The sequence below is a fragment of the Patescibacteria group bacterium genome (genome assembly GCA_041645165.1).
GTDB lineage: Bacteria > Patescibacteriota > Patescibacteriia > 2-02-FULL-49-11 > 2-02-FULL-49-11 > 2-02-FULL-49-11.
Map to the genome: position 1 here is coordinate 17953 of JBAZQN010000004.1, position 19946 is coordinate 37898.

Consider the following 19946-nt stretch of genomic DNA (forward strand, 5'->3'; position numbering starts at 1 on the left):
CGCATGGACGTGCTCTTCCATTATTCAATCGCATTCCTTACATCATTTATCGCGAGCATCATCGGTTCAATCGCGGGAGGAGGCGGTCTCCTTTCCACTCCTGTACTCATTTTCCTCGGGCTGCCGGCGCCCATTGCTGTTGCCACTAAACGGTTCGGCGATCTCGGCGGCACTGCAGGCGCCATCAAGCGCTTCTCTTCCGATAAAAAAATCGTGTGGACCGTGGCATGGTCTCTCGCGATCGCAAGCCTCTTTGGCGCGCTCGTGGGAGCGCACCTGCTACTGCAAATCAACAGGGAGCTTCTCCAGCGCCTCATTGGCGTGATGATGCTGGCGCTGTGTCCCTTCTTACTGCTGCGCAAAGAGATCGGCGTGATGCGTACCCGAACTCATCCATTGGCAAAAGGCATCGGATACATCTTTTACTTTATTTTAGAAGCATGGACCGCTTTTTTCGGAGGAGGCTCCGGTATCTTTGCGCGCTATGTGCTTGTCTCATGCTTTGGCTTGACGCTCACTGAAGCAAGCGCCACGGACCGCGTTGCCGGGCTCGTGCTCGCCGTCACCGCCGTCATAATATTCGCGATGAATCGCGTTATTGACTATGGATATGGTATAGTACTTCTTACCGGAGGTCTCTTAGGCGGCTATATAGGCGCGCATATCGCCATAAAGAAAGGTGATGTGTGGGTAAAATACATATTCACCATTCTTGTAGGCATCTTTGGCATTGCCTTGCTTATTAAATAACTAAATCTTATGGACCAAACTTTCACTACCTCTTCTCCCAAAGCAACGCCGCGCGACGTGTTCCTGCATCTTTTAAGCGTTGGCACCCTATACGTAAGCGCGGTGTGCCTCATTGCGCTTCTTTTCCAATATGTGAATTATTATTTTCCTGATCCTCTGCAGTACTATGAGACGATCTTCGGTGTGCTGCGCCGCACCATCGCCACGGTGATCGTGGTGTTCCCCGTGTACGTGGCGACCGCATGGTATTTCCAAAAAGAAGCGGTGAAGGACCCTGCGCGGCGGGATATTAAAATCCGCAAATGGCTTGTGTATCTCACCTTGTTTGTGTCCGCAGTGACGGTCATTGTCGACCTCGTGGTGCTCGTCCATCGCTACCTGGGAGGTGAGCTCACTCCCCGTTTTGGACTGAAAGTGCTCGCGGTGCTGCTCGTGGCGGCAGGACTCTTCTGGTATTATCTCTGGGATCTGAAACGGCAGGTAAGCGTACTTCCGATAAAAATAAAAAATATTCTGCGCGCAACGGTCGGCATCGTAGGGATAGTGATCATCGGGGGATTCTTCCTCGTCGGCTCGCCCCAGAAACAAAGGCTGATACGGTTCGACGCGCAACGAATCACAGACCTGCAAATGATACAAAATGAAGTGATATATTTCTGGCAGCAAAAAAATTCCCTTCCGCAGGCGCTTGAAGAACTTAACAATGATATCAGCGGGTTTCGCGCGCCTCTGGACCCAGAAACAAATGAACAATATGAATACGGCATCAAAGGCCCACTTGTGTTCGAGCTCTGTGCGAACTTTAATACCACAGGAGACGAAGAGAACGCCCGGCGCGGCATTAAAACTGCACCAATCTACGGTACCGCTCAACAGAACTGGAACTGGGAACATGGGATCGGCCGTGTGTGTTTTAAGCGCACCATTGACCCGGAAATTTATGGTAACAAAGAGGGAAACACTATCCGCCCGACACCGCTCCCCTCGCCTCTGCCTGCCCAAAATATACCAGACTAATAGCGCATAATTGCCATGTCTACTGTAGTTAAAGTAGTCTATTTTCTGCTCTTTCTCGGACTGGTCGTCCTTCCGCATTTTATCGTAGAAGACATACTCTTTCTCCCGCAAGCATACGCGCAATCGCTCGGCTCGCTGGTGCTCGTGTGCGTTGGGCTACTTTTTTATTACCTCCATAAATGGGATTTGCGAAGAATGGAAAAAAAACTGGAAATATCGACTGACAAGCTCAATGACGCTTATACCTACCTAGGCACGGTGAACCGCCGTTTACCGCTCTTGGAAGGCGTGACTACTGACCTGTTACGCACGTCTGATATGGAAAATAACAAAAAGAAGGAGGTATTTGTAAGCCTCCTCGCGACGGTCGTCACCTCTCTCGTGCGTGCGGACTGGGGCATGTTCCGCTTTATTGAAGTAGAAAGTAAAAATACCGTAAAAGAATTCATCTACACCCAAAAAAACTACGTGCTCCTTAAAACAGAATTCAGCAACCAAGAACTGCTGGATACGCGTAGCAACACAGGGCGTATACATGAGCTACGCGATCTCTATGTGCTCCACACCTCTGATGCCACCACCTCTCTGCCATGCTTCTTAATTTTCCCTAAAGGAGATGAAGAGATCGGTGACGTACTGACGGTTATACAAAGCATCGTGGATCAGGCGCAGCTTTTTTTTAAATACTACTACCCCACCGCAGCGCACTAAGGTAAAGCGCGCTCTTTTAGTCTTTCCACCACCTCTCTGCGGTGGTGTATTCGTCCCAGGCTTTCATCGACTATTTTTAAGGCGGGCCCTTAAAAAACAAAGTGCTGAAGTGATTGCTTAAATTCACACTCAGCACTTTACGATAAGGCTCGCTCTGTGAGTAAATCACTCATAGCTGACCCTTAGAATAGCCTGATAAAGATTCTCATTTTCCTTTACCAGCATTCCAAACTCCGGCAATAGCTGATCCGGAAAATTAGCGACTCTAGCCGTGTAAGGCATTGAGTCGCTGTTGAAGTATTTTTGCAAATCGGCGTATCGCCGGTGAAATTCTTCCACCGACATATGATGGGGCTTAAGTACTGTTTGCCGTAACGAGAAATGATCCGAATTATCAGTTAATAGATTGTTCGGATTGGTCCTCTCGTATAATACAGTCCCCTTAAATGGAGTGAGTACGAAAAAGTGACAAGAAGTTAGCCCGAGCTCCATGCTCGTATAATTCAGAAGGTGGTCAAAATCATCTTGCGTGAAATTTTGATTTATCATTGACGTACCGTGTACGCTCACGGCATTTTGTCTGCAAATATTTATTGCCTTAGCATGCGATGTCGTCGTGTCCTCCTTTTTGTATGCCTCAAGCTGTTTGTCCGAGAATCCATCAATGCCAATCCAAGCCTCCACCAAACCTGCACTTGCCCATTTTTCCAGCAGCCAAGGATTCTTTGCGACCGTGTCTGCACGGGTGTACATAATGAATCTCTTGTTAATCCCCGAACTAATGATAGCCCCAGCTAATTCAAACATATAATCCGCTTCGATGAACGACTCATCGTCGGCTAAAAATATGTTCTCGGGAGTTAACGAGGCAATCTCTTGCACAATCCCAGCGATGTCTCGAATCTCATAACGCGGACAAATTTTCCAAAGGCAACAGAAGTTACATCTATATGGACAACCGCTGGAAGTCTTGATTGATACCACTGGCTGTAAAACCTGCTCAAACCCCGGTCTGCCGATCGCAATATGATATTTGTACCGCGTAGATAATTCCCGATTGGGATTCGGATAACTTTGTAATGTAACCGATGGCACAAAGCTAGTATCAATCATTGCTTGAACTACTTTCAGTCTTCTTCCTTGGGCGATCATCTTCACTGTCACGGGAAAATTACCCATGGGATTCCTCCATATGACAACGTCGACTTTCTGAAAGAAATCGTATGGCCACAACATCACATGTATTCCTCCGACTACTGTTATGATCTTGCGATCGATATCTTTAGTTATCTGGGCGAGTTGCAACACTCTCCCAGTATTGGAGGATGTTCTTGCAGAAAAGGCAATGACATCGGGCTGAAAAGCCCTGATCGTCTGCCTAAATGCAGTATCCGGCTCCGCTTCATTATTCAAATCAATTAGACAGAGATCGTGGTAGTCCTCTACTGTCGCCGCAACATAACTCAACCCCAACGGTTCAAAATTATAAAAGTGCATCCCCGCGTTGACCACTGGATTGAGAGAATCTGGCTGCACAAACAATATCTTCATTTTAATCACCTCTCTTTTTTGTATTTTATTTTTAACTGATTTTTAAGCTTAGCATGGGCATTCCAGAATACCCGCACTTATTTTCGGGAAGCATCTCCCCACCCACCTTTCTTTCCCGTACTTTCTATCCTTTATCTTACTGCACCGTTGCCACAACTCCGCGAGCGAAGAGTCGCGTATATTCCCAACAGTATCATCAGCCTCACAGAGTTTAATGTTCCCGATATCGTCCATATACATCCCGGCGCGAGCAATATCGCATGGTAAACCACCTGGGAATGCAACGGGGTCGGGGAAATAAATTCCTTCATGTTCTCTCAAAGTAACAAGTCTTTGTATGAGGTTTGTAATCTCACGAGGGCATGGAGAGTACTTTACTCTGATTTCAGGATCAGCCACCTTTCCAATTGGCATTAATGGACAGACGAGCGGATAGATATTATTATGCAGTGCAAAATTAAAGATATATGCTATCTTGCCGTAGTTCTGTTTCAGGAGGACAATTCCGAAACCCAGCCTCGTAGGATGATATCTATTGAAGCCAGCAGACAGTAGGCGTGTGAGAGCTTTATTTCTCAAGGTAGAATATCCTTTCCGTTGGACGATGCTATCCTGCTGTTGTCTCTCGTACTTGAGCATTACCGTAGCTCCTATATCATGAAGTTTCCGCACGATTCCATCACACGAAAGGTGGTGAATTTTTTGTGCGAGTTCATCCGATCCCAGCACATCTCCACAGGTGAATAAAACAGGAATCACGCCAAGATTTCTGATCTTAGCGAGCAGAGGGAGTATATCTTTCCGTAGTAATGGTTCTCCTTCACCGAGAATTTTGATACTTTTCCCTCCTAGTGCTGCAAACTCTTCAAACACCCGTACAATCTCATCTTGTGTTAATTTAGGTCCATGATTTACGCCGAAATACCCGCAATAGAAGCACTTGTTCAAACATCCACCTGGTAATGCACAGTCCATCGTGAGAGGGATGTTGTTTTTTCTTGCCTGCACAATATCTTTATCAGAGAATGTGCCTCCCTCATATCCAAAAATTTTTGTTGTGTTTTTCATTTTTTGTCTCCTTATTTTTTTCATGTTAAAGAACATGCTTTTTATTTTTGTTATTTCCATTTATAGAGTCTATTGATAACCCTTCTTTCAATGCACCCAGTATGCCAGCTGCCTCCAGATAATTCCGCGCTCGGTAAATATTACTCTTGCTGACATTTAGTTTATCAGGTGTCACATCTAAGACTGTGGTATTATTTGTCACCGTGATGATCGGAATATGTAACTTATTTGCAATCAATACTGGGATGCCTCCGCAAGATGTTTCTGGACATACAACCGCTTGTACATCATTCCGAGTAACAACACTTGAGTATTTTTCCTGTGTAAATATTATTCTTGGAGCTTTTGATAGCCCTTTAAGCACACACACCAGACCGCTTTGCGAAACATATTCGCCGGCAGAGCGAGAATCAACCACGGAATATCCAACTGGTTTGTAATTGAGAAGCGGCGCATGTCCGCAGGGCACGCCAAAACAATAACCAATCAGATGAGAAATAATCGCTTCCACGCCGCCGATAAGATTTGGCCATTTACCTCTTAAGTGTTTTTGGTACAAATTAGCATCAATCCCGTGAATAATAGAGGTTACCGCAATCGCGTCCGTGCCTGCTTTGAGAAGTTTTTCTGCATTCTTGAGCAACCCCTCTACATTTTTTATTGTTCCAACCATTGTTCCTGAAGGCGTCCTTTCGATTATCGCTCCAATACTCTCCGACATAACCTCTATAGCCGCGACGTTAATGCCGTGTACCGCTTGCATAGCATTAACGATATTTTCAACTAATGCGAGTCCTTGTTTATCTACTTTCTCAATAAGAAGTCCAATTTTATTATTTCTGACTGGTGCAAAGCCGATATTCCCTAGCATTAATTGATCAATCATGAATCCTTCAACATAGAGTGCACTGTTTGGAATATTAAAAAAATCAGATGCGTTGTACACATTTGGGTGTGTAATCATGACATCTGATACCGTGGCAAGTAATTGATTTGCTGGCGCGGCATCGCCTGCAAAACCACCAATACTAGCACCAATGCCGGTCGGAACTATATGAACTAACCCATAATGAGTGGAAGTTGTCTTTGTTTCATTGAGAGTAAGGACGAAAGGGTATTGGACTGAGACATTTGTAATAGTTGCCTCAACAATTGCCTGGCGACCCTTGATTGAATTTATACTCCATCGAAGAGGAAAATAGTTTTTTAATTGTTTATGAAATATTTTTAAGACACCGTCAAAGATGCTCTGACTTTTCTGCAGGCTTATCTTGAGTATCACGTTTTTTATACCTACTGTTCTTGTCATACTCCTGCGCTCTTTCCCACGCGAGTTTCCAAATTTCCTTCTGAGCTTGTGCAAAGGCGTGGCTTTTAATAATCATTCCGAACTTCTGTTCAAACTCCATAATTGCCACCTTATCGCTATAAATATTTACCTCAAGTCCGAAATCGAAAGGAAGATCAACTAATTTGCTTTCACGGAGATGATTTTTGTCTCGGGCTTTGACGGATTGTGCGTATTTGGTATTCGGCATTATAACCTTAATCGGTATTTTTTTATTTGTTCGCCTGTTGAAGTAATTTTCTATAAAATTTCCCAAGCGTTCATACACGATCTTGCCGCCGGCGTAAGCCAGAATTTCTTCTGAAGAGGTAAGCGTATCTTCATATACTTTCTTAATGCCCTCGATCCCTTCGTAAAAGCTTATTTCCGGTTTTTCTGTTCCAGTTTTATAAATTGTTTGCAGTTGGGCAATGATATCATCAACACTCAACTCGAGCTTTTTAGCGTTTCTCGTTACTCTTAAAACTATATCCTTAAGCCGCGCCGGGCTTAATGCCTTGATCGCCTTCCCTCTCCGCTTGTCTACAAGCAATTCAATCAACCCTTTCTCCAAAAGTGAATCAAGAACTTTATATCCCGTCACGCGGTCTATGTGCGCCGCTTGTGAAATTTCTGGCACAGAAGCGATCCCCAAGGTAAGGGAGGCGGTATAAAATTTGATTTCACTATGAGATAAACCTAATTTCTTTAAAAAGTTGGTTATTTTTTCTTGTGGAAGCATATATTTTAGTTGATATATAGTCAAATAATTATTATATTGTTAGAAAAAATAAGTTTGGTTAGCCAATAATATGATATCTTTTAGTTGACGATGTGTCAACTAATAATAAAACCAACTCTGTAAGAGTGGCTGATAAAGATAATTATATAATCCCCATTACGGGGAATAAATGAAATGCTTAGCCTTTCCACCACCTCTCTGCGGTGGTGTATTCGTCCCAGGCTTTCGCGGAGAGATCGTCTTCTTTTGTGGTGCTGAGTGAACGCAAATACATTTTCGCGATTTTGAGGTCAGTATGGAGAGGGATATGGCTGTCCACCGCCAATCTTCTGATAAAAAAGCCGTCAGTCCGCGAAGACGAGGTCTGACGGCGTTCAGGGATATTAATAACACAATCAACTTTCCTCCCCCTTATCCATTCGCTGACATTGGGGCTCCCCCCTTCGCTCACCTTGCGCAAGCACAACGTTTCGATGCCGTTATCCTCCAAAAAATTCGCGGTATGCTCCGTGGCGGCGAAAACGAATCCCTGACGGGAAAGTGCCTGGATATCAAAAAGAAGAATACCTTTGGCGGTATCTGGGCCGATCGAAAGGAGTATTGTTTTTTTAGGATAATAATTGCCTGCCGCCGCAATCGCCTTCAAAAAAGCCTCCTCATAAGAATCGCCGAAACAGGCCACCTCGCCGGTGGACGCCATTTCCACCGTAGGCTTCGGGTCCGCGCCTTTAATGCGGCTAAAGGAATACTTAGGCGCTTTCACGGCCACATAATCAAGGTCAAGGGTACGGTAATCTCCGCGGATATCCTCACCGAGCATGGCGCGGGTGGCGAAATCAATAAAATTATAACGAGACACCTTTGACACGAAAGGAAATGACCGGCTTGCGCGAAGATTGCACTCAATCACCTGGATGCGGTTGTCTTTGACGAGGAATTGGATATTGAAGGGGCCGGTGATATCTAACTCTTTCACGATATTCCTGCATACGAGCTTCACCCGCCGCGTCGTTTCAAGGAACAGCCGCTGTGGGGGATAGACGACGGTCGCGTCGCCCGAATGGACTCCCGCGTGCTCCACGTGTTCGGTAACCGCATATAGCACCAGCTCACCCTTTTGCGCGACACCGTCGATCTCCACCTCTTTGGCGCCCTCAATGAATTTCGAGACGACCACGGGATGATCCGGCGTCACGGCCGATGCCGCAGTAAGATAGCGGGTAAGCTCTTCCTCATCCTCCGCGACATTCATGGCCGATCCTGAAAGCACGTAGGACGGGCGCACGAGTACGGGAAATCCCGCGGCATTGGCAAACGCGCACGCTTCGCGCACGGTAGTGAGCTCTTTCCATGCAGGCTGGTCTATATTGAGCCGGTCAAGAAGCGCGGAAAACTTGTGCCGATCCTCTGCGCGGTCTATATTCCGGGCTGACGTGCCCCACAGGGGCACTTTGGCGTGCGCAAGAGACAGCGCAAGGTTATTCGGCACCTGCCCTCCCATAGAGACCACCAATCCCCTCGGACGCTCAAATTCGCAGATATCCAGGATGCGCTCCAAGGTCAATTCCTCGAAGTAGAGGCGATCAGACATGTCATAGTCAGTGGAGACCGTCTCGGGATTTGAATTGACCACAATCGTGCGAATTTTCTTGTGCCGCAAAGTTTTGGCAGTATTCACGCAGCACCAGTCAAATTCAACTGAAGAGCCGATGCGATAGGGGCCGGAACCAAGCACGATGGCGGGGCGCCGCTCACGCGTTACATCATGTGCGCTCCCGTGGTAAGTGCAGTAGAGGTAATTGGTCTTCGCGGGAAATTCTCCCGCGGTCGTATCAATTTGTTTTACCGTAGGCACCACGCCGCATTGTTTCCTCAACCTGCGGACCGCGTGTTCTGTATGGGCGCACGCCTCAGCGATGCACGCATCTGAAAATCCTAACTGTTTAAGTTTTTTTAATGCAGGTGTGTTGCGCCTCACTTCGTCCCATCCTTTTGCGCGTAAGGACGCATACGCTCCCGCAAGCGTTTTGAGATGCGAGAGAAACCATGGATCAATGCCGCTCAAGCGCGCGATGCGGGAGACGTTCACCTTGTGCCCTAGCGCAAAGGTAAAGGCAAAAAGGCGCGACGGCGTAGGAATGCGGATATCGCGGAGCGCTTTCTCAAGGTCATGATATCCGTTATTCATAAACAGTTCTTTTCCCAAGCACAACATCCTCACCGCCTTTTGAAGCGCCTCAGGGAAACTGCGCCCCAGCGCCATCACTTCGCCCACGCTTTTCATCTCTGAACCTATAGTAAGCTCGGCGGCGCGGAATTTCGTAAGGTCCCACCGGGGAATTTTTACTGCGATATAATCAAGAGCCGGTTCGAAAAAGCTGCCGGTCGCGCGCGTAATCGCATTGGGTATCGCATGGAGCGGAATCCCAAGCGCCGCTTTGGTCGCCACAAATGCCAGAGGATATCCCGTGGCTTTTGACGCGAGCGCAGACGAGCGGGAAAGGCGCGCATTCACCTCTATCACTCTGATACGAGGCATGACACGGCTTTTCACCCGAGGTTTCGGCTCTACTGCAAACTGGATATTGCATTCTCCCACAATATCCAGGTGATGCGCCACCTTGAGCGCCATGGCGCGCAATAAATGGTATTCCTTATTGGAAAGCGTTTGCGAGGGAGCAACCACGATGCTTTCGCCCGTGTGGATGCCCATGGGATCCATATTTTCCATATTGCACACGGTAACCGCATTGCCAAAAGAATCCCGCATGATCTCATATTCAATTTCCTTCCAACCTCCCAAGTACTCTTCCAAAAGGGCCTCTCCCCCCTGCGACAGCGCAGTGTTTAATAACTCCCTTAATTCACGCGGGTTGCGCGCATAACCAGACCCTAAACCTCCCAGCGAAAAACCAACACGTACCATGACCGGATAGGCAATGCGTTTTGCGAAGAGAAGCCCCTCCTCCATATTCTTCACGGTGGTGCCGCGCGGCACCGCGATCCCGATCTTTTGAAGCCGCGCAGAAAAAGCAGCCCTGTCTTCAGTGTCATGAATCGTTTTCAGGGAAGTGCCTAAAACGCGGACCCGATGCCGCTTCAGAACGCCCTCGCGATCCAACTCAAGTCCGAGGTTCAATGCAGACTGGCCTCCCACATTCAAGAGGATGGCATCAGGGTGCTCCCGCGCGATAATGCGCGCAGCAAAATGAAGGGTCAGGGGAAGAAAATATACCCGATCCGCAAAATCCGCGTCAGTCTGCACGGTGGCGATGTTGGGATTTAAGAGAACAGTTTTGATGCCTTCTTCCTTAAGCGCCTTAATCGCCTGCGAACCGGAATAATCAAACTCTCCGGCTTGGCCGATTTTCAAACCGCCGGAACCGATGATAAATACTTTCTTCGGAAGGGTCTTTTTTGATAATGTGTTTTGCATCACAAAGGATATAAATCAAAATGCAAATCTCAAAATCCAAAATGAAAGTGTAAAATTTATAAATTTTGATTTATCATTTTGATTTTTGATTTTTGGATTTTACATTTATACGGTAAGGTGCAGTATCCTTCATAGTAATTTTACAAACTCATCAAACAGATAATTCGTATCATTCGGTCCTGGATGCGCTTCGGGATGAAATTGCACCGAGATAAACGGCAGCCTCCGGTGTGCGATACCTTCAACGGTCTTGTCGTTGGCATTGCGGAACGATACGCGCCACTGCTTCGGCAGAGAAGATTCGCGCACCGCATATCCATGGTTCTGCGAGGTGAGCACGCAACGATGGGTGCCTTCAATGCGGCACGGCTGATTCTGCCCTCGATGGCCATAGGGCAACTTATATGTGTGAGCTCCCGCGGCAAGCCCCATCAATTGGCTCCCAAGACAGATGCCAAAGAGGGGACGCTTTTGCCGAAACGCTTTTTGCAGAAGAGCGATAGTAGCGCGGCACTGCATGGGATCTCCCGGCCCATTTGAAACCACAATGCCGTGAGCGCGAAGCCGGGTAAAATCATAGTCATAGGGCACGCGGGTGACCCGCACTCCGCGCGCTACAAGCGAACGCACGATACTTTCTTTCGCGCCGCAATCAACTAAAATGACGTGCTTTGCGCCTCGCCCGACATGCGATACGCGCGGTACCGTGACCTGTGCCACAAGATTTTCTTCGTTGGGATCTTTGTTTTCCACATACGCATGACTGTGCACAATCGTCCCGCGCATCACCCCGTGCGCTCTGATCTTTTTAGTAAGCGCGCGGGTATCTACGCCCGCAAGGCAGGGCACTCCTTCCCTTATCAGCCACCGCGAAAAAGAATGCACGCCCTCCCAATGGCTCCAATGCTCAACGCACTCGCTTACAATCACCCCACGGACCTGCATCTTTTTTGACTCCCAGCTCTTAGCGGATGGGACGCCGTAATTGCCAATAAGCGGATACGTAAACACGAGTATCTGCCCCCTAAATGAGGGGTCAGTGAGCGACTCGACATAGCCGACCATGCCGGTGGTAAATACTACCTCCCCCCCCGCAGATACAGGCGCCCCGCAGGACACCCCAGACCATCGTGTGCCGTCCACAAGGGCAAGTTCGCCCGCTAAAGGTGCCTTCCTAAAAGGCCAAAAAAATCCCCCTTGTGGGGGAATGGGAAAAACGGCAGTAGTTTGGGTGTTGGGCGCACGTCTGGTAGAGCGAAGAGGCATGGATGGAAAGGTTGAATTAAACCTTTATCTAAGACGCCCTGTAAAAATAACTTCACGCTTTGATTAACTGCCTTGCCTGAAATAATAGCATTATATACAAGAACGACCCTATAAGTTATTTTTTCTGGCACCCTAAAAGACAGTATAACGGCAAAAAGGCTATCAAACAAGTGGTTTAAGTCGAGTGTGCCCCCCCTGCCATCTTTAGGGGGCTCTAAGGCAAGATATTTTTCCACAGGCAGATGAATCCAAAGTGTTCATTTTTTCGCTTAAGTACGAATAAATTCAGCATTTTCCTCCCTTCTTGACTTTAGCTCTTTTCTCTGCTATACTGCTGATGTAAAAATAAAGTCACCCAAGTTAAGAAGCGGAGAGCGGAGGTCTCATCTTAGCTTTAAAAACCAAACTTAAGGTATTACCTCCGTTTTCTACTTCTCGAGGATAATATTCGCCGATATTATCCGCAGTTATAAAAATAACTGAAAAAATAAAAATAAAAAGTTTTATTTCGTACGCAATTACCCTTAAAAAAGGTATTGAATGTACGAGGAGGGAGGTAGAGAATATAGGGCTATTTAAAAATTCGGCAATAGCCTAAAGGGGCTTACATCATCATCTCCGCTTTTACCCACCAGGGTGAGAACGGGGTGGGTATTAGTCCCTTGAGGCCCACGCTGGACCCTATATTCTTTTTTATTCGGCCCCTAGCGGGGCCTCATTTTTTTTATTGCGCACTTATCCTATACATGGTAGTATCAATACACCTTAGGCGCCATAAAAAAAATAACAAATCCAGCCATTGGCATGATAGTTCTGGAAAACAAGGCTAAACCTTATGCTTAAGTGAAATGTTATTTTTTTAAGCGCCCTTACCTCATGATATGACTTTTCCGCTTTCACTTATCAAAGAGCAAAAAAAGAAACTCGAGCAAGAGCGCGACCAGCTGAAAAAACAGCTTGACGCCATCTCGAAACGCGGCAAGGGGAAAAAGCCCCGCGGGCTTGATGCGAAATTCCCCTCGTACGGAGACAAGGAGGATGAGAACGCCGCAGAGGTTGCCCAATATTCTGATGATCTTTCGCTCGAAGAGACGCTTGACCATGCGCTCGCCGACGTAGAGGGCGCACTGAAACGCATAGAGAACAGCACGTATGGCGTATGCCGGCACTGCGGCGAAGCGATCGACCAACGGCGCCTTAACGCGCGCCCCTCTTCTTCCTCATGCGTAAAATGCAAACAGAGGCTGAAATCCGGCGGAGGAAAAAAATAATATTCCATTGCGCGTAATCAGTGTATGGATGTGAGGAAGTATTGCGGAGATAACAACAATGACATAATCGTATCCGCGCTTTTCGTACTCGACCGTGTATTGAAATGGCGCGCGCTCACCCATCCTCCTTCCCCCCCGGATGGTTTTTTTGTATATCACCAAAATCCCGGCATCGCGTTCTCACTGCCTCTAGCACCTATCCCGCTGATCACACTGCTTATCCTTGGCGTCGCGACAGTCGCGTGGCTGTATATCCAGCAACGTAAAAAATCAGTGCGGCACGCGCTCCCCTACCTCCTCATACTCGCAGGCGCCGTTTCCAATATCATCGACCGTCCGCTCTCAGGCGGAGTGATTGACTATTTTTTTCTTCCCCCTTTGGGATTGTATTTTAACATTGCGGATGTCATGATAGTGGGAGGAATACTATTGCTTATCTTCAATAAAGATGAGAAGATAACATAATCCTTGAATGGATAAAATATAATATAAAATCAGGTCATGAATTTTCAATTCTCAATTTACAATTTTCAATCAATGACCTCATGTCTCTATTCTCATACATTGAACCATTGATTCATTGAAAATTATTTGAAAATTGATACCTGAAAATTTAGGTACTAACTTATGGCTACCAAAGTCTTTTCTGCGGCAATCGTAGGTTTGGAGAGCGAGCTCGTCGAAGTGGAGGCTGATGTCGGCAATGCGCCGTCCGCATTTATCATCGTGGGGCTCCCTGATAAAGCCGTGGAGGAATCAAAGGAGCGTATCAGATCAGCAATGAAAAATTCCGGATTGGAATTTCCGCGCCCCAAGGTCACGGTGAACCTCGCGCCCGCAGATTTGAAAAAAGAAGGCCCGAGCTACGATCTGCCCATCGCGGTGTCCGTGCTTGCCACGCAAGAAGCGTTCATGTGGGCTCCTGAAGACCAGCGTGCGCTGTTTGTGGGGGAATTGTCCCTTGATGGCCACTTGAGACCTATCCCGGGCGCGCTTTCCATCAGTCTCCTTGCGAAACGTAAGGGGTTCCCGCGGATTTTCCTCCCTGTGGAAAACGCGGCAGAGGCTAACCTTGTGCCCGACTTGGAAATCATGCCGGTTACTACGCTGTCAGCGCTCGTACTCCACCTTACAGGTGAACGCCAAATAGCGCCGCTTAATTACACCCCTCCCGCCCCTCCGGAGGGTTCAACAAGCCGGTATGATATGTGCTATATCCAAGGCCAGGAGCACGTGAAGCGCGCGCTCGAGATCGCTGCCGCGGGCGGGCACAATGTGCTGATGTCCGGACCGCCCGGCGCGGGGAAAACCCTGCTGGCGAGAACCCTCCCTTCCATACTCCCCACCCTCACGCTAGAGGAAGCGCTCGAGGTTACCCGCCTTTATTCTGTGTCAGGCGTGATGCCAAAGGAATCCCCGCTCCTCTGGGAACGGCCGTTCCGCGCCCCTCACCATACGGCGTCAGGAGTCGCGGTGGTGGGCGGAGGCACCATTCCCCGCCCGGGGGAAATCAGCCTCGCGCATCGCGGTATTTTATTCCTTGATGAATTTCCGGAATTCGGACGGGCGGTGCTTGAAAATCTGCGCCAGCCGCTGGAAGACGGCGTGGTGGCGGTCTCCCGCGCGGCAGGCACCATGCAATTCCCCGCGAAATTCATGCTCATCGCGGCCATGAACCCATGCCCCTGCGGTTATGCCACTGACCCGACGCGCCATTGCCTCTGTAGTGTGGGACAAGTGATGAAATACCAAAAACGGCTTTCAGGGCCGCTCCTCGATAGGATCGACATCCACACAGAAGTCCCAAGGCTCAAATTCGAGAAACTTGCCGACACTGCGGTTGCTGAATCCTCATCTGCGATCAGGAAACGCGTAGAGCAGGCGCGGCAGAAGCAATATGCACGCTTCAAAGGGTCCCCCATCCTTACCAATGCCGAAATGTCGTCGCGTGAAGTGCGCGAGTATTGTCCGGTGAGCGTTGGAATACAAACCATCCTTAAAAACGCGGTCACCACCATGCATCTCTCCGCGCGAGGCTATTACCGCGTGCTCAAAATCGCGCGCACCATCGCGGATCTCGGCGGCGAAGAGCCGATTACCACTTCACACGTCACCGAAGCGCTCCAATATCGGCCGAAGGTGGGAGAATGAGACAGTCTTCAGTTTATTAGTTTTTCAGTTCATCAGTCGTCAGATTGGAGGGCGGTATTGATATAGTGTATTCAATAAACGCAAGAAGTCCCCAGGATGCACGAAGTATCTGGGGACTTTCGGTTTTAACGATCGAATGGCATCTTGCGATTAATCCATTCGATCAATTTCTGTCGCCACCGAGGTCGTTTCCCGCCTTGAGGAAGGAGAGGGAAGGTGGTGTTTTTCCCAAATGGCGTGAGAAGGATGATGATGGTAAGGTAGGCAAGGTTGCTTGCCCACCTATGCCATCTGCGTGGGTGGGTGAGGGGAGAGCCCAGCGCGGCGAAGTCGAGGTTATAGAAGAAACTTGGATGACGAACTGTCTTCTCTACTGGCGCGGCGAAATTTACACTCATCCAGTTGTCGTTCTTCGGGATGAACATCTTCGCTAGATATGGTCTTGCCACTGCTCCGCAGAAGAAACTTTTACGAACACTGTACCAAACAGTCTTCGCAAGCGTTCGTAAGTTATCTTCAGGAAAGCCAAACACCATCAACAGCTCCGCCGTAATCCCGACTTCACGGCAAATTTCCAGAACACGGTCACCGAGGGATAACCGGTTGTGGGTTTTATTCTCATCACGCCAGACTTTCTCATCCGTACCGTCGAAACCGAACCCAACCGCAAAGAGGTTGGCTTTCATTACCAATTCGTGAAAGTTCGGCAAGGTTTTATAGGCAGTGATAAATGAGGAAATGCAGGAGAGTCCACGGATGCGAATCTGCACCCCGGTCTTCTCACTCACATCTCCCACAATGGTGAGAAAGTCAGCGAACAACCGCGGGCTTTGAAACAAGTCCAAACTGGAGATATAGAATTGTAATTTGGACAGTCCAAATTCTCTTGCCTTACCTGCGAGGTATTGCAGGTCGGTCCGAATCTTCTCGAGAGAACGGAACCGTTCCTGTCGTGATTTTGCCGCACCGCAGAATCGGCACGCAAAACGGCAGCCCTGCGCTACAAAGAGACCTGCTTCTTGCTCGAGATAAAGTTTCAACGCCTCGTCCGAGATAGTTTTGTACATCTTAACGCAGTCGATCTCAAACACATCTGGAAGTTGGTTAACGCCGAGTGCTTTTTTCAAGGTGCTATCATTGTTAATTTGGATAGGTTTATCGCCGAAGAGCGTTTTGAACTGATTAGGAAGCAATCCTTCAGTCACTTGTCCGCCAATAAGAATCGTGGCGCGAGGATTAACTTGATACACTTGGTTCGAGAACTGAATAGCGTCCGGCATATTAGAACTACCAACAAGAGAGGTACCAATAAAATCAGCTGCACGGACTTTATCTTGTACCCATTGCTCGTCAAGGGAGTTAAGATTGAGATCAATCAACTCGACCTCAAAGCCTGCCTCAATAAGTTGTGCACCCACAACGATCAGGGTGCTGGGCAGGTATATTTGCCGTTTCCCAAACGGGTACGGCAGATTAAACAGTGATATCTTTTTCATGATTTAGCTCCTTTTTAAATTGTCAAAGAATTTTCGATTTTAGTTTTAGGACTCTTACCAAGAGAATTCGAGCCCCAGCAGGTTTCCTGCCCACTGGGTTGGTTTCCAAAGCCTCACTTTACAGCAGAAGCGCCCCCATCTGGCTTTGACAAAGGGTCCAACTTTAAGCTGACGGCTCTCATTGAAGATCCAAATAAACTGTTCCCCAATTCCAATATCGAGTGATTTCTTTTTAAGAAGATGGAGGTCTGTGAGGTGGTAAAGCCATCTCCCCTTCCTAGTCACTGAAACTTGATTAAGGCCAGTGACATATTTGTTATCGACATAGCACTCAAAAGAAAATCCTGCATAATGGCCAAACAGTATCCCAATGGCTGGGATAATCTTGAGTGGAGTGATTTGGAATGGTGTCGATTTGCCGATGAATGTTTCTAAGGTTTTTTCAAAGTGGTTATATCTTGCATCTATCCAAATTCCGCCCACTTTGATACTCCCCCATAGAAATGGCTCTATCCCTTTTTCGGTAGAAGCCATGAACAGCGTAAAATCTTGCGCGGACGCGGTGTCCACGCATGCGAGGGCTAAAAGCACAAATAATATCTTTTTCATTGTATTTCTCCTTTAAATTGTCAATGATTCTATATTTCTATATTTCGGATTTTAACGAGGTAGTATATGCCTGTGATAGCAAATGTATAGGCTATCTAAGACACTTACATTAGATATTGCAATTTTTTGGCTAATATAATATAATAAAAGTGTCGGGGAAGTTTCCACAACATTGTCATGTAGAAGCCACTTTACGCCTTGAATAACGCAAGTTCACGCCATTGGTCATAACTCCCCTAGCCCCTCTTATCCTAAAGAGGGGGGAAATTGTGCGACACCCTCACCTTAATCCTCTCCCTTTCTAGGAAGAGGGGGTACGAAAGGAATATGAAAGAAGATTTATTAAAAATACTCGCAGATATTGGATTTTCGGAGAAAGAGGCGAAAGTGTATCTCGCCCTGCTTGCGCTTGAAGCGGCGACGGCGAATGAGATCGCAAAAAAAGCAGACATCAATCGGACATCAGCATATGATGTGTTGGAAATTTTAATTAAAAGAGGAGTGGTGAGCAAATACAAGAAGAAGAGCCGAACGTTTTTTAACGTGAGCGATCCGAGGAAACTCATTGCATATCTCGAGCATGAAAAAGCTGATCACGAGAAGACGATTGAGAAACAGAAGACAGCGGTGTCCGTAATCCTGCCCGAGCTTATTTCTTTGCAAATGCCCTTAAGCACGAGGCCGAAGGTGCAGTTCTATGAAGGCGAAAAAGGAATGCGGGAGGCGTATGAAGATACGCTTAACGCGAAGGAAGGAATCTTGGCATATGCAAACGTTGAGACTGTTCATGCGGGTATTCCGAATTTTTTTCCGGAGTATTATCAGAGGAGGACAAAACTAGGAGTACCTATTAAAGCAATTTTTACAGAAAACGAACTTTCGCGTGAACGCGCTTCTCATAATCGGGAAGAGCTACGCCAAACAAAATTTTTACCTGATGCAAGCATGAAATTCTCGCCCGAGGTGAACATCTATAATAATAAAGTACTTATCGCGTCATGGCAGGAAAAAATGGCTGTGATTATTGAGTCCAAGGAATACGCAGATCTCATGCGGCTGACGTATCAGTTGTTATGGGATCGGCTTTGACTTTCTAGTGCCGTTACAATATAGTTTTCGGTGATGCGTTTCCATAATTCATCCTATTTTATTATATATTTTATGAATGGTATATCTGAAATTCAAATTGTAACGGTACTAGATTCCGGATCAAGTCCGGAATGACACATACCTATGTCCCAACTCATTCGTTTCCCCGGCATGGTGGATATGCATGTGCATATGCGCGAGCCAGGGATGGCTCAAAAAGAAGACTGGCTCACGGGAACTTCTGCGGCAGTCGCAGGCGGAGTGGTTGCGGTCGTTGATATGCCGAATACCATTCCGCCCACGTTCACGAGTGAGGCATTAGATGAAAAGGAAAAAATCGCGCGCGAGAAAGCCCTTTGTGATTACGGATTCTATTTCGGTTCTGACGGCAGCAACCTTGGTGAATTTGAAAAAGTATATGACCGCGTATTAGGGTTAAAACTTTATTTGGATGAAACCACAGGTGCGCCACCTCGTCATTCCCATGGAAATGGGAATCCAGATAGTAAAAATAAATCGATTCCTGTTTTTTCTGGATCCCCGATCAAGGCCTGCCCCGCACTTGATGCGGGGTCGGTGATGACATTGAAGCAGGGGGCGAACACGTTATTACTTGAGGATGAAAAAATAATTAAAAGCATATTTCGCGCCTGGCCGCGCGGCAAGCCGATTCTTGTGCACGCGGAAGGCGAGAAGCTTGCACGCGCGATTATCCTAGCTCAAAAGAATTACCAAAAACTCCACTGCTGCCATATTGCCACGAAAAAGGATATAGAAGTAATCGCAAAGGCCAAGATGAAGGGAATATCACTCACCTGCGAAGTCTCACCGCATCATTTATTCCTCACCAATAAGGACAGAACGCGGCTAGGATCACTCGCAATGATGAAACCGGAGCTGGGTACGGAGGCGGATCAACAAGCATTGTGGAATCATATTCAAAAAGGCACTGTTGATTGCATTGCTACGGACCATGCACCGCATACACTTGAGGAAAAATTGACCTCAGATCAACACAGTGACCCCTCCTCTGTCCCCCCCTTACTAAGGGGGGGATGGGGGGGTCCTTGGGGCGTGCCCGGGTTAGAGACTGCAATGCCTCTGCTTTTAACTGCGGTTGAAGACGGAAAATTAACCCATGAAGAACTCACGCGACTTACCAATATAAATCCGTGCCGTATATTGGGAATACGTCCTGCAGGACAGACGTATGTGGAAGTAGAAACCGGCATACAATACCAACTGGATGAAAGAACGCTAAAAACCAAATGCGGCTGGTCGCCGTTTGCTGACATGACGTTGAAAGCGCGCGTGGCGCGTACGATCATTCGTGGCGTTGAGGTATATAAAGATGGTAAGATAGTGGCAGCGAAAGGCGTGGGAAGGCCGATCTTGTCATCTCCGACTTGATCGGAGATCTAGTCAAAACATTAAAAAAAACAATTCATTTCTATTGATTTCT

General features: G+C 47.4%; 17 protein-coding genes. 8 read left to right on the forward strand and 9 right to left on the reverse strand.

The window, feature by feature from the left end:
* Nucleotides 1-3: 3 nt before the first annotated feature.
* From WC659_02140 to WC659_02150, 3 genes are read left to right on the forward strand one after another with little or no spacing between them, the layout of a single operon-like run.
* Entirely contained in the window at nucleotides 4-750 is a 747-nt protein-coding gene (locus WC659_02140) for a sulfite exporter TauE/SafE family protein (protein MFA4872712.1), read from the forward strand.
* A 9-nt stretch (nucleotides 751-759) separates the two neighbouring features.
* Entirely contained in the window at nucleotides 760-1767 is a 1008-nt protein-coding gene (locus tag WC659_02145) for a DUF5671 domain-containing protein (GenBank protein MFA4872713.1), read from the forward strand.
* 15 nt (nucleotides 1768-1782) lie between these two features.
* Nucleotides 1783-2478, forward strand: a complete 696-nt coding sequence (locus WC659_02150; GenBank protein MFA4872714.1) for a hypothetical protein — start codon at nucleotides 1783-1785, stop codon at nucleotides 2476-2478.
* 165 nt (nucleotides 2479-2643) lie between these two features.
* Here WC659_02150 and WC659_02155 read toward each other — a convergent pair whose 3' ends face one another.
* The 7 genes from WC659_02155 to WC659_02185 form a co-directional block, all read right to left on the reverse strand.
* Nucleotides 2644-4014: a radical SAM protein gene (locus WC659_02155; GenBank protein MFA4872715.1), complete on the reverse strand. Its 1371-nt coding sequence runs from the start codon at nucleotides 4012-4014 to the stop codon at nucleotides 2644-2646.
* Nucleotides 4015-4077: 63 nt separating this feature from the next.
* Entirely contained in the window at nucleotides 4078-5157 is a 1080-nt protein-coding gene (locus WC659_02160; protein ID MFA4872716.1) for a radical SAM protein, read from the reverse strand.
* Nucleotides 5123-6406: a DUF3326 domain-containing protein gene (locus WC659_02165; GenBank protein MFA4872717.1), complete on the reverse strand. Its 1284-nt coding sequence runs from the start codon at nucleotides 6404-6406 to the stop codon at nucleotides 5123-5125. The genes WC659_02160 and WC659_02165 overlap by 35 nt, the downstream gene beginning before the upstream one ends.
* Nucleotides 6336-7166 (reverse strand): helix-turn-helix domain-containing protein, encoded by an 831-nt coding sequence (locus tag WC659_02170; protein ID MFA4872718.1) that lies wholly within the window; start codon nucleotides 7164-7166, stop codon nucleotides 6336-6338. Before WC659_02170 ends, WC659_02165 begins: the two co-directional genes overlap by 71 nt.
* Nucleotides 7167-7344: 178 nt before the next feature.
* The gene (gene carB, locus WC659_02175) at nucleotides 7345-10602 is read right to left on the reverse strand and encodes a carbamoyl-phosphate synthase (glutamine-hydrolyzing) large subunit (GenBank protein MFA4872719.1); all 3258 of its coding nucleotides are present in this window, start codon (nucleotides 10600-10602) and stop codon (nucleotides 7345-7347) included.
* Between the two features lie 129 nt (nucleotides 10603-10731).
* The gene (gene carA, locus WC659_02180) at nucleotides 10732-11745 is read right to left on the reverse strand and encodes a glutamine-hydrolyzing carbamoyl-phosphate synthase small subunit (protein ID MFA4872720.1); all 1014 of its coding nucleotides are present in this window, start codon (nucleotides 11743-11745) and stop codon (nucleotides 10732-10734) included.
* Nucleotides 11746-11762: 17 nt separating this feature from the next.
* Nucleotides 11763-12104: a hypothetical protein gene (locus tag WC659_02185; GenBank protein MFA4872721.1), complete on the reverse strand. Its 342-nt coding sequence runs from the start codon at nucleotides 12102-12104 to the stop codon at nucleotides 11763-11765.
* A gap of 645 nt (nucleotides 12105-12749) precedes the next feature.
* On the opposite strand from WC659_02185, the gene WC659_02190 reads away from it, so the two are divergent.
* The 3 genes from WC659_02190 (at nucleotide 12750) to WC659_02200 (ending at nucleotide 15290) form a co-directional block, all read left to right on the forward strand.
* On the forward strand, nucleotides 12750-13139 hold the full coding sequence (locus WC659_02190) for a TraR/DksA C4-type zinc finger protein (protein ID MFA4872722.1): 390 nt from the start codon (nucleotides 12750-12752) through the stop codon (nucleotides 13137-13139).
* Between the two features lie 24 nt (nucleotides 13140-13163).
* Nucleotides 13164-13604, forward strand: a complete 441-nt coding sequence (locus WC659_02195) for a signal peptidase II (GenBank protein ID MFA4872723.1) — start codon at nucleotides 13164-13166, stop codon at nucleotides 13602-13604.
* Between the two features lie 162 nt (nucleotides 13605-13766).
* Complete coding sequence (locus WC659_02200; GenBank protein ID MFA4872724.1) at nucleotides 13767-15290, forward strand: YifB family Mg chelatase-like AAA ATPase; 1524 nt, start codon at nucleotides 13767-13769, stop codon at nucleotides 15288-15290.
* A 125-nt stretch (nucleotides 15291-15415) separates the two neighbouring features.
* Here WC659_02200 and WC659_02205 read toward each other — a convergent pair whose 3' ends face one another.
* On the reverse strand, nucleotides 15416-16786 hold the full coding sequence (locus WC659_02205) for a cobalamin-dependent protein (protein ID MFA4872725.1): 1371 nt from the start codon (nucleotides 16784-16786) through the stop codon (nucleotides 15416-15418).
* A 54-nt stretch (nucleotides 16787-16840) separates the two neighbouring features.
* On the reverse strand, nucleotides 16841-17395 hold the full coding sequence (locus WC659_02210; GenBank protein ID MFA4872726.1) for a hypothetical protein: 555 nt from the start codon (nucleotides 17393-17395) through the stop codon (nucleotides 16841-16843).
* Between the two features lie 327 nt (nucleotides 17396-17722).
* On the opposite strand from WC659_02210, the gene WC659_02215 reads away from it, so the two are divergent.
* Nucleotides 17723-18484: a helix-turn-helix domain-containing protein gene (locus tag WC659_02215; GenBank protein ID MFA4872727.1), complete on the forward strand. Its 762-nt coding sequence runs from the start codon at nucleotides 17723-17725 to the stop codon at nucleotides 18482-18484.
* Between the two features lie 144 nt (nucleotides 18485-18628).
* A complete protein-coding gene (locus WC659_02220) occupies nucleotides 18629-19894 on the forward strand; it encodes a hypothetical protein (GenBank protein MFA4872728.1) in 1266 nt (421 codons plus the stop codon).
* Nucleotides 19895-19946 lie beyond the last annotated feature (52 nt).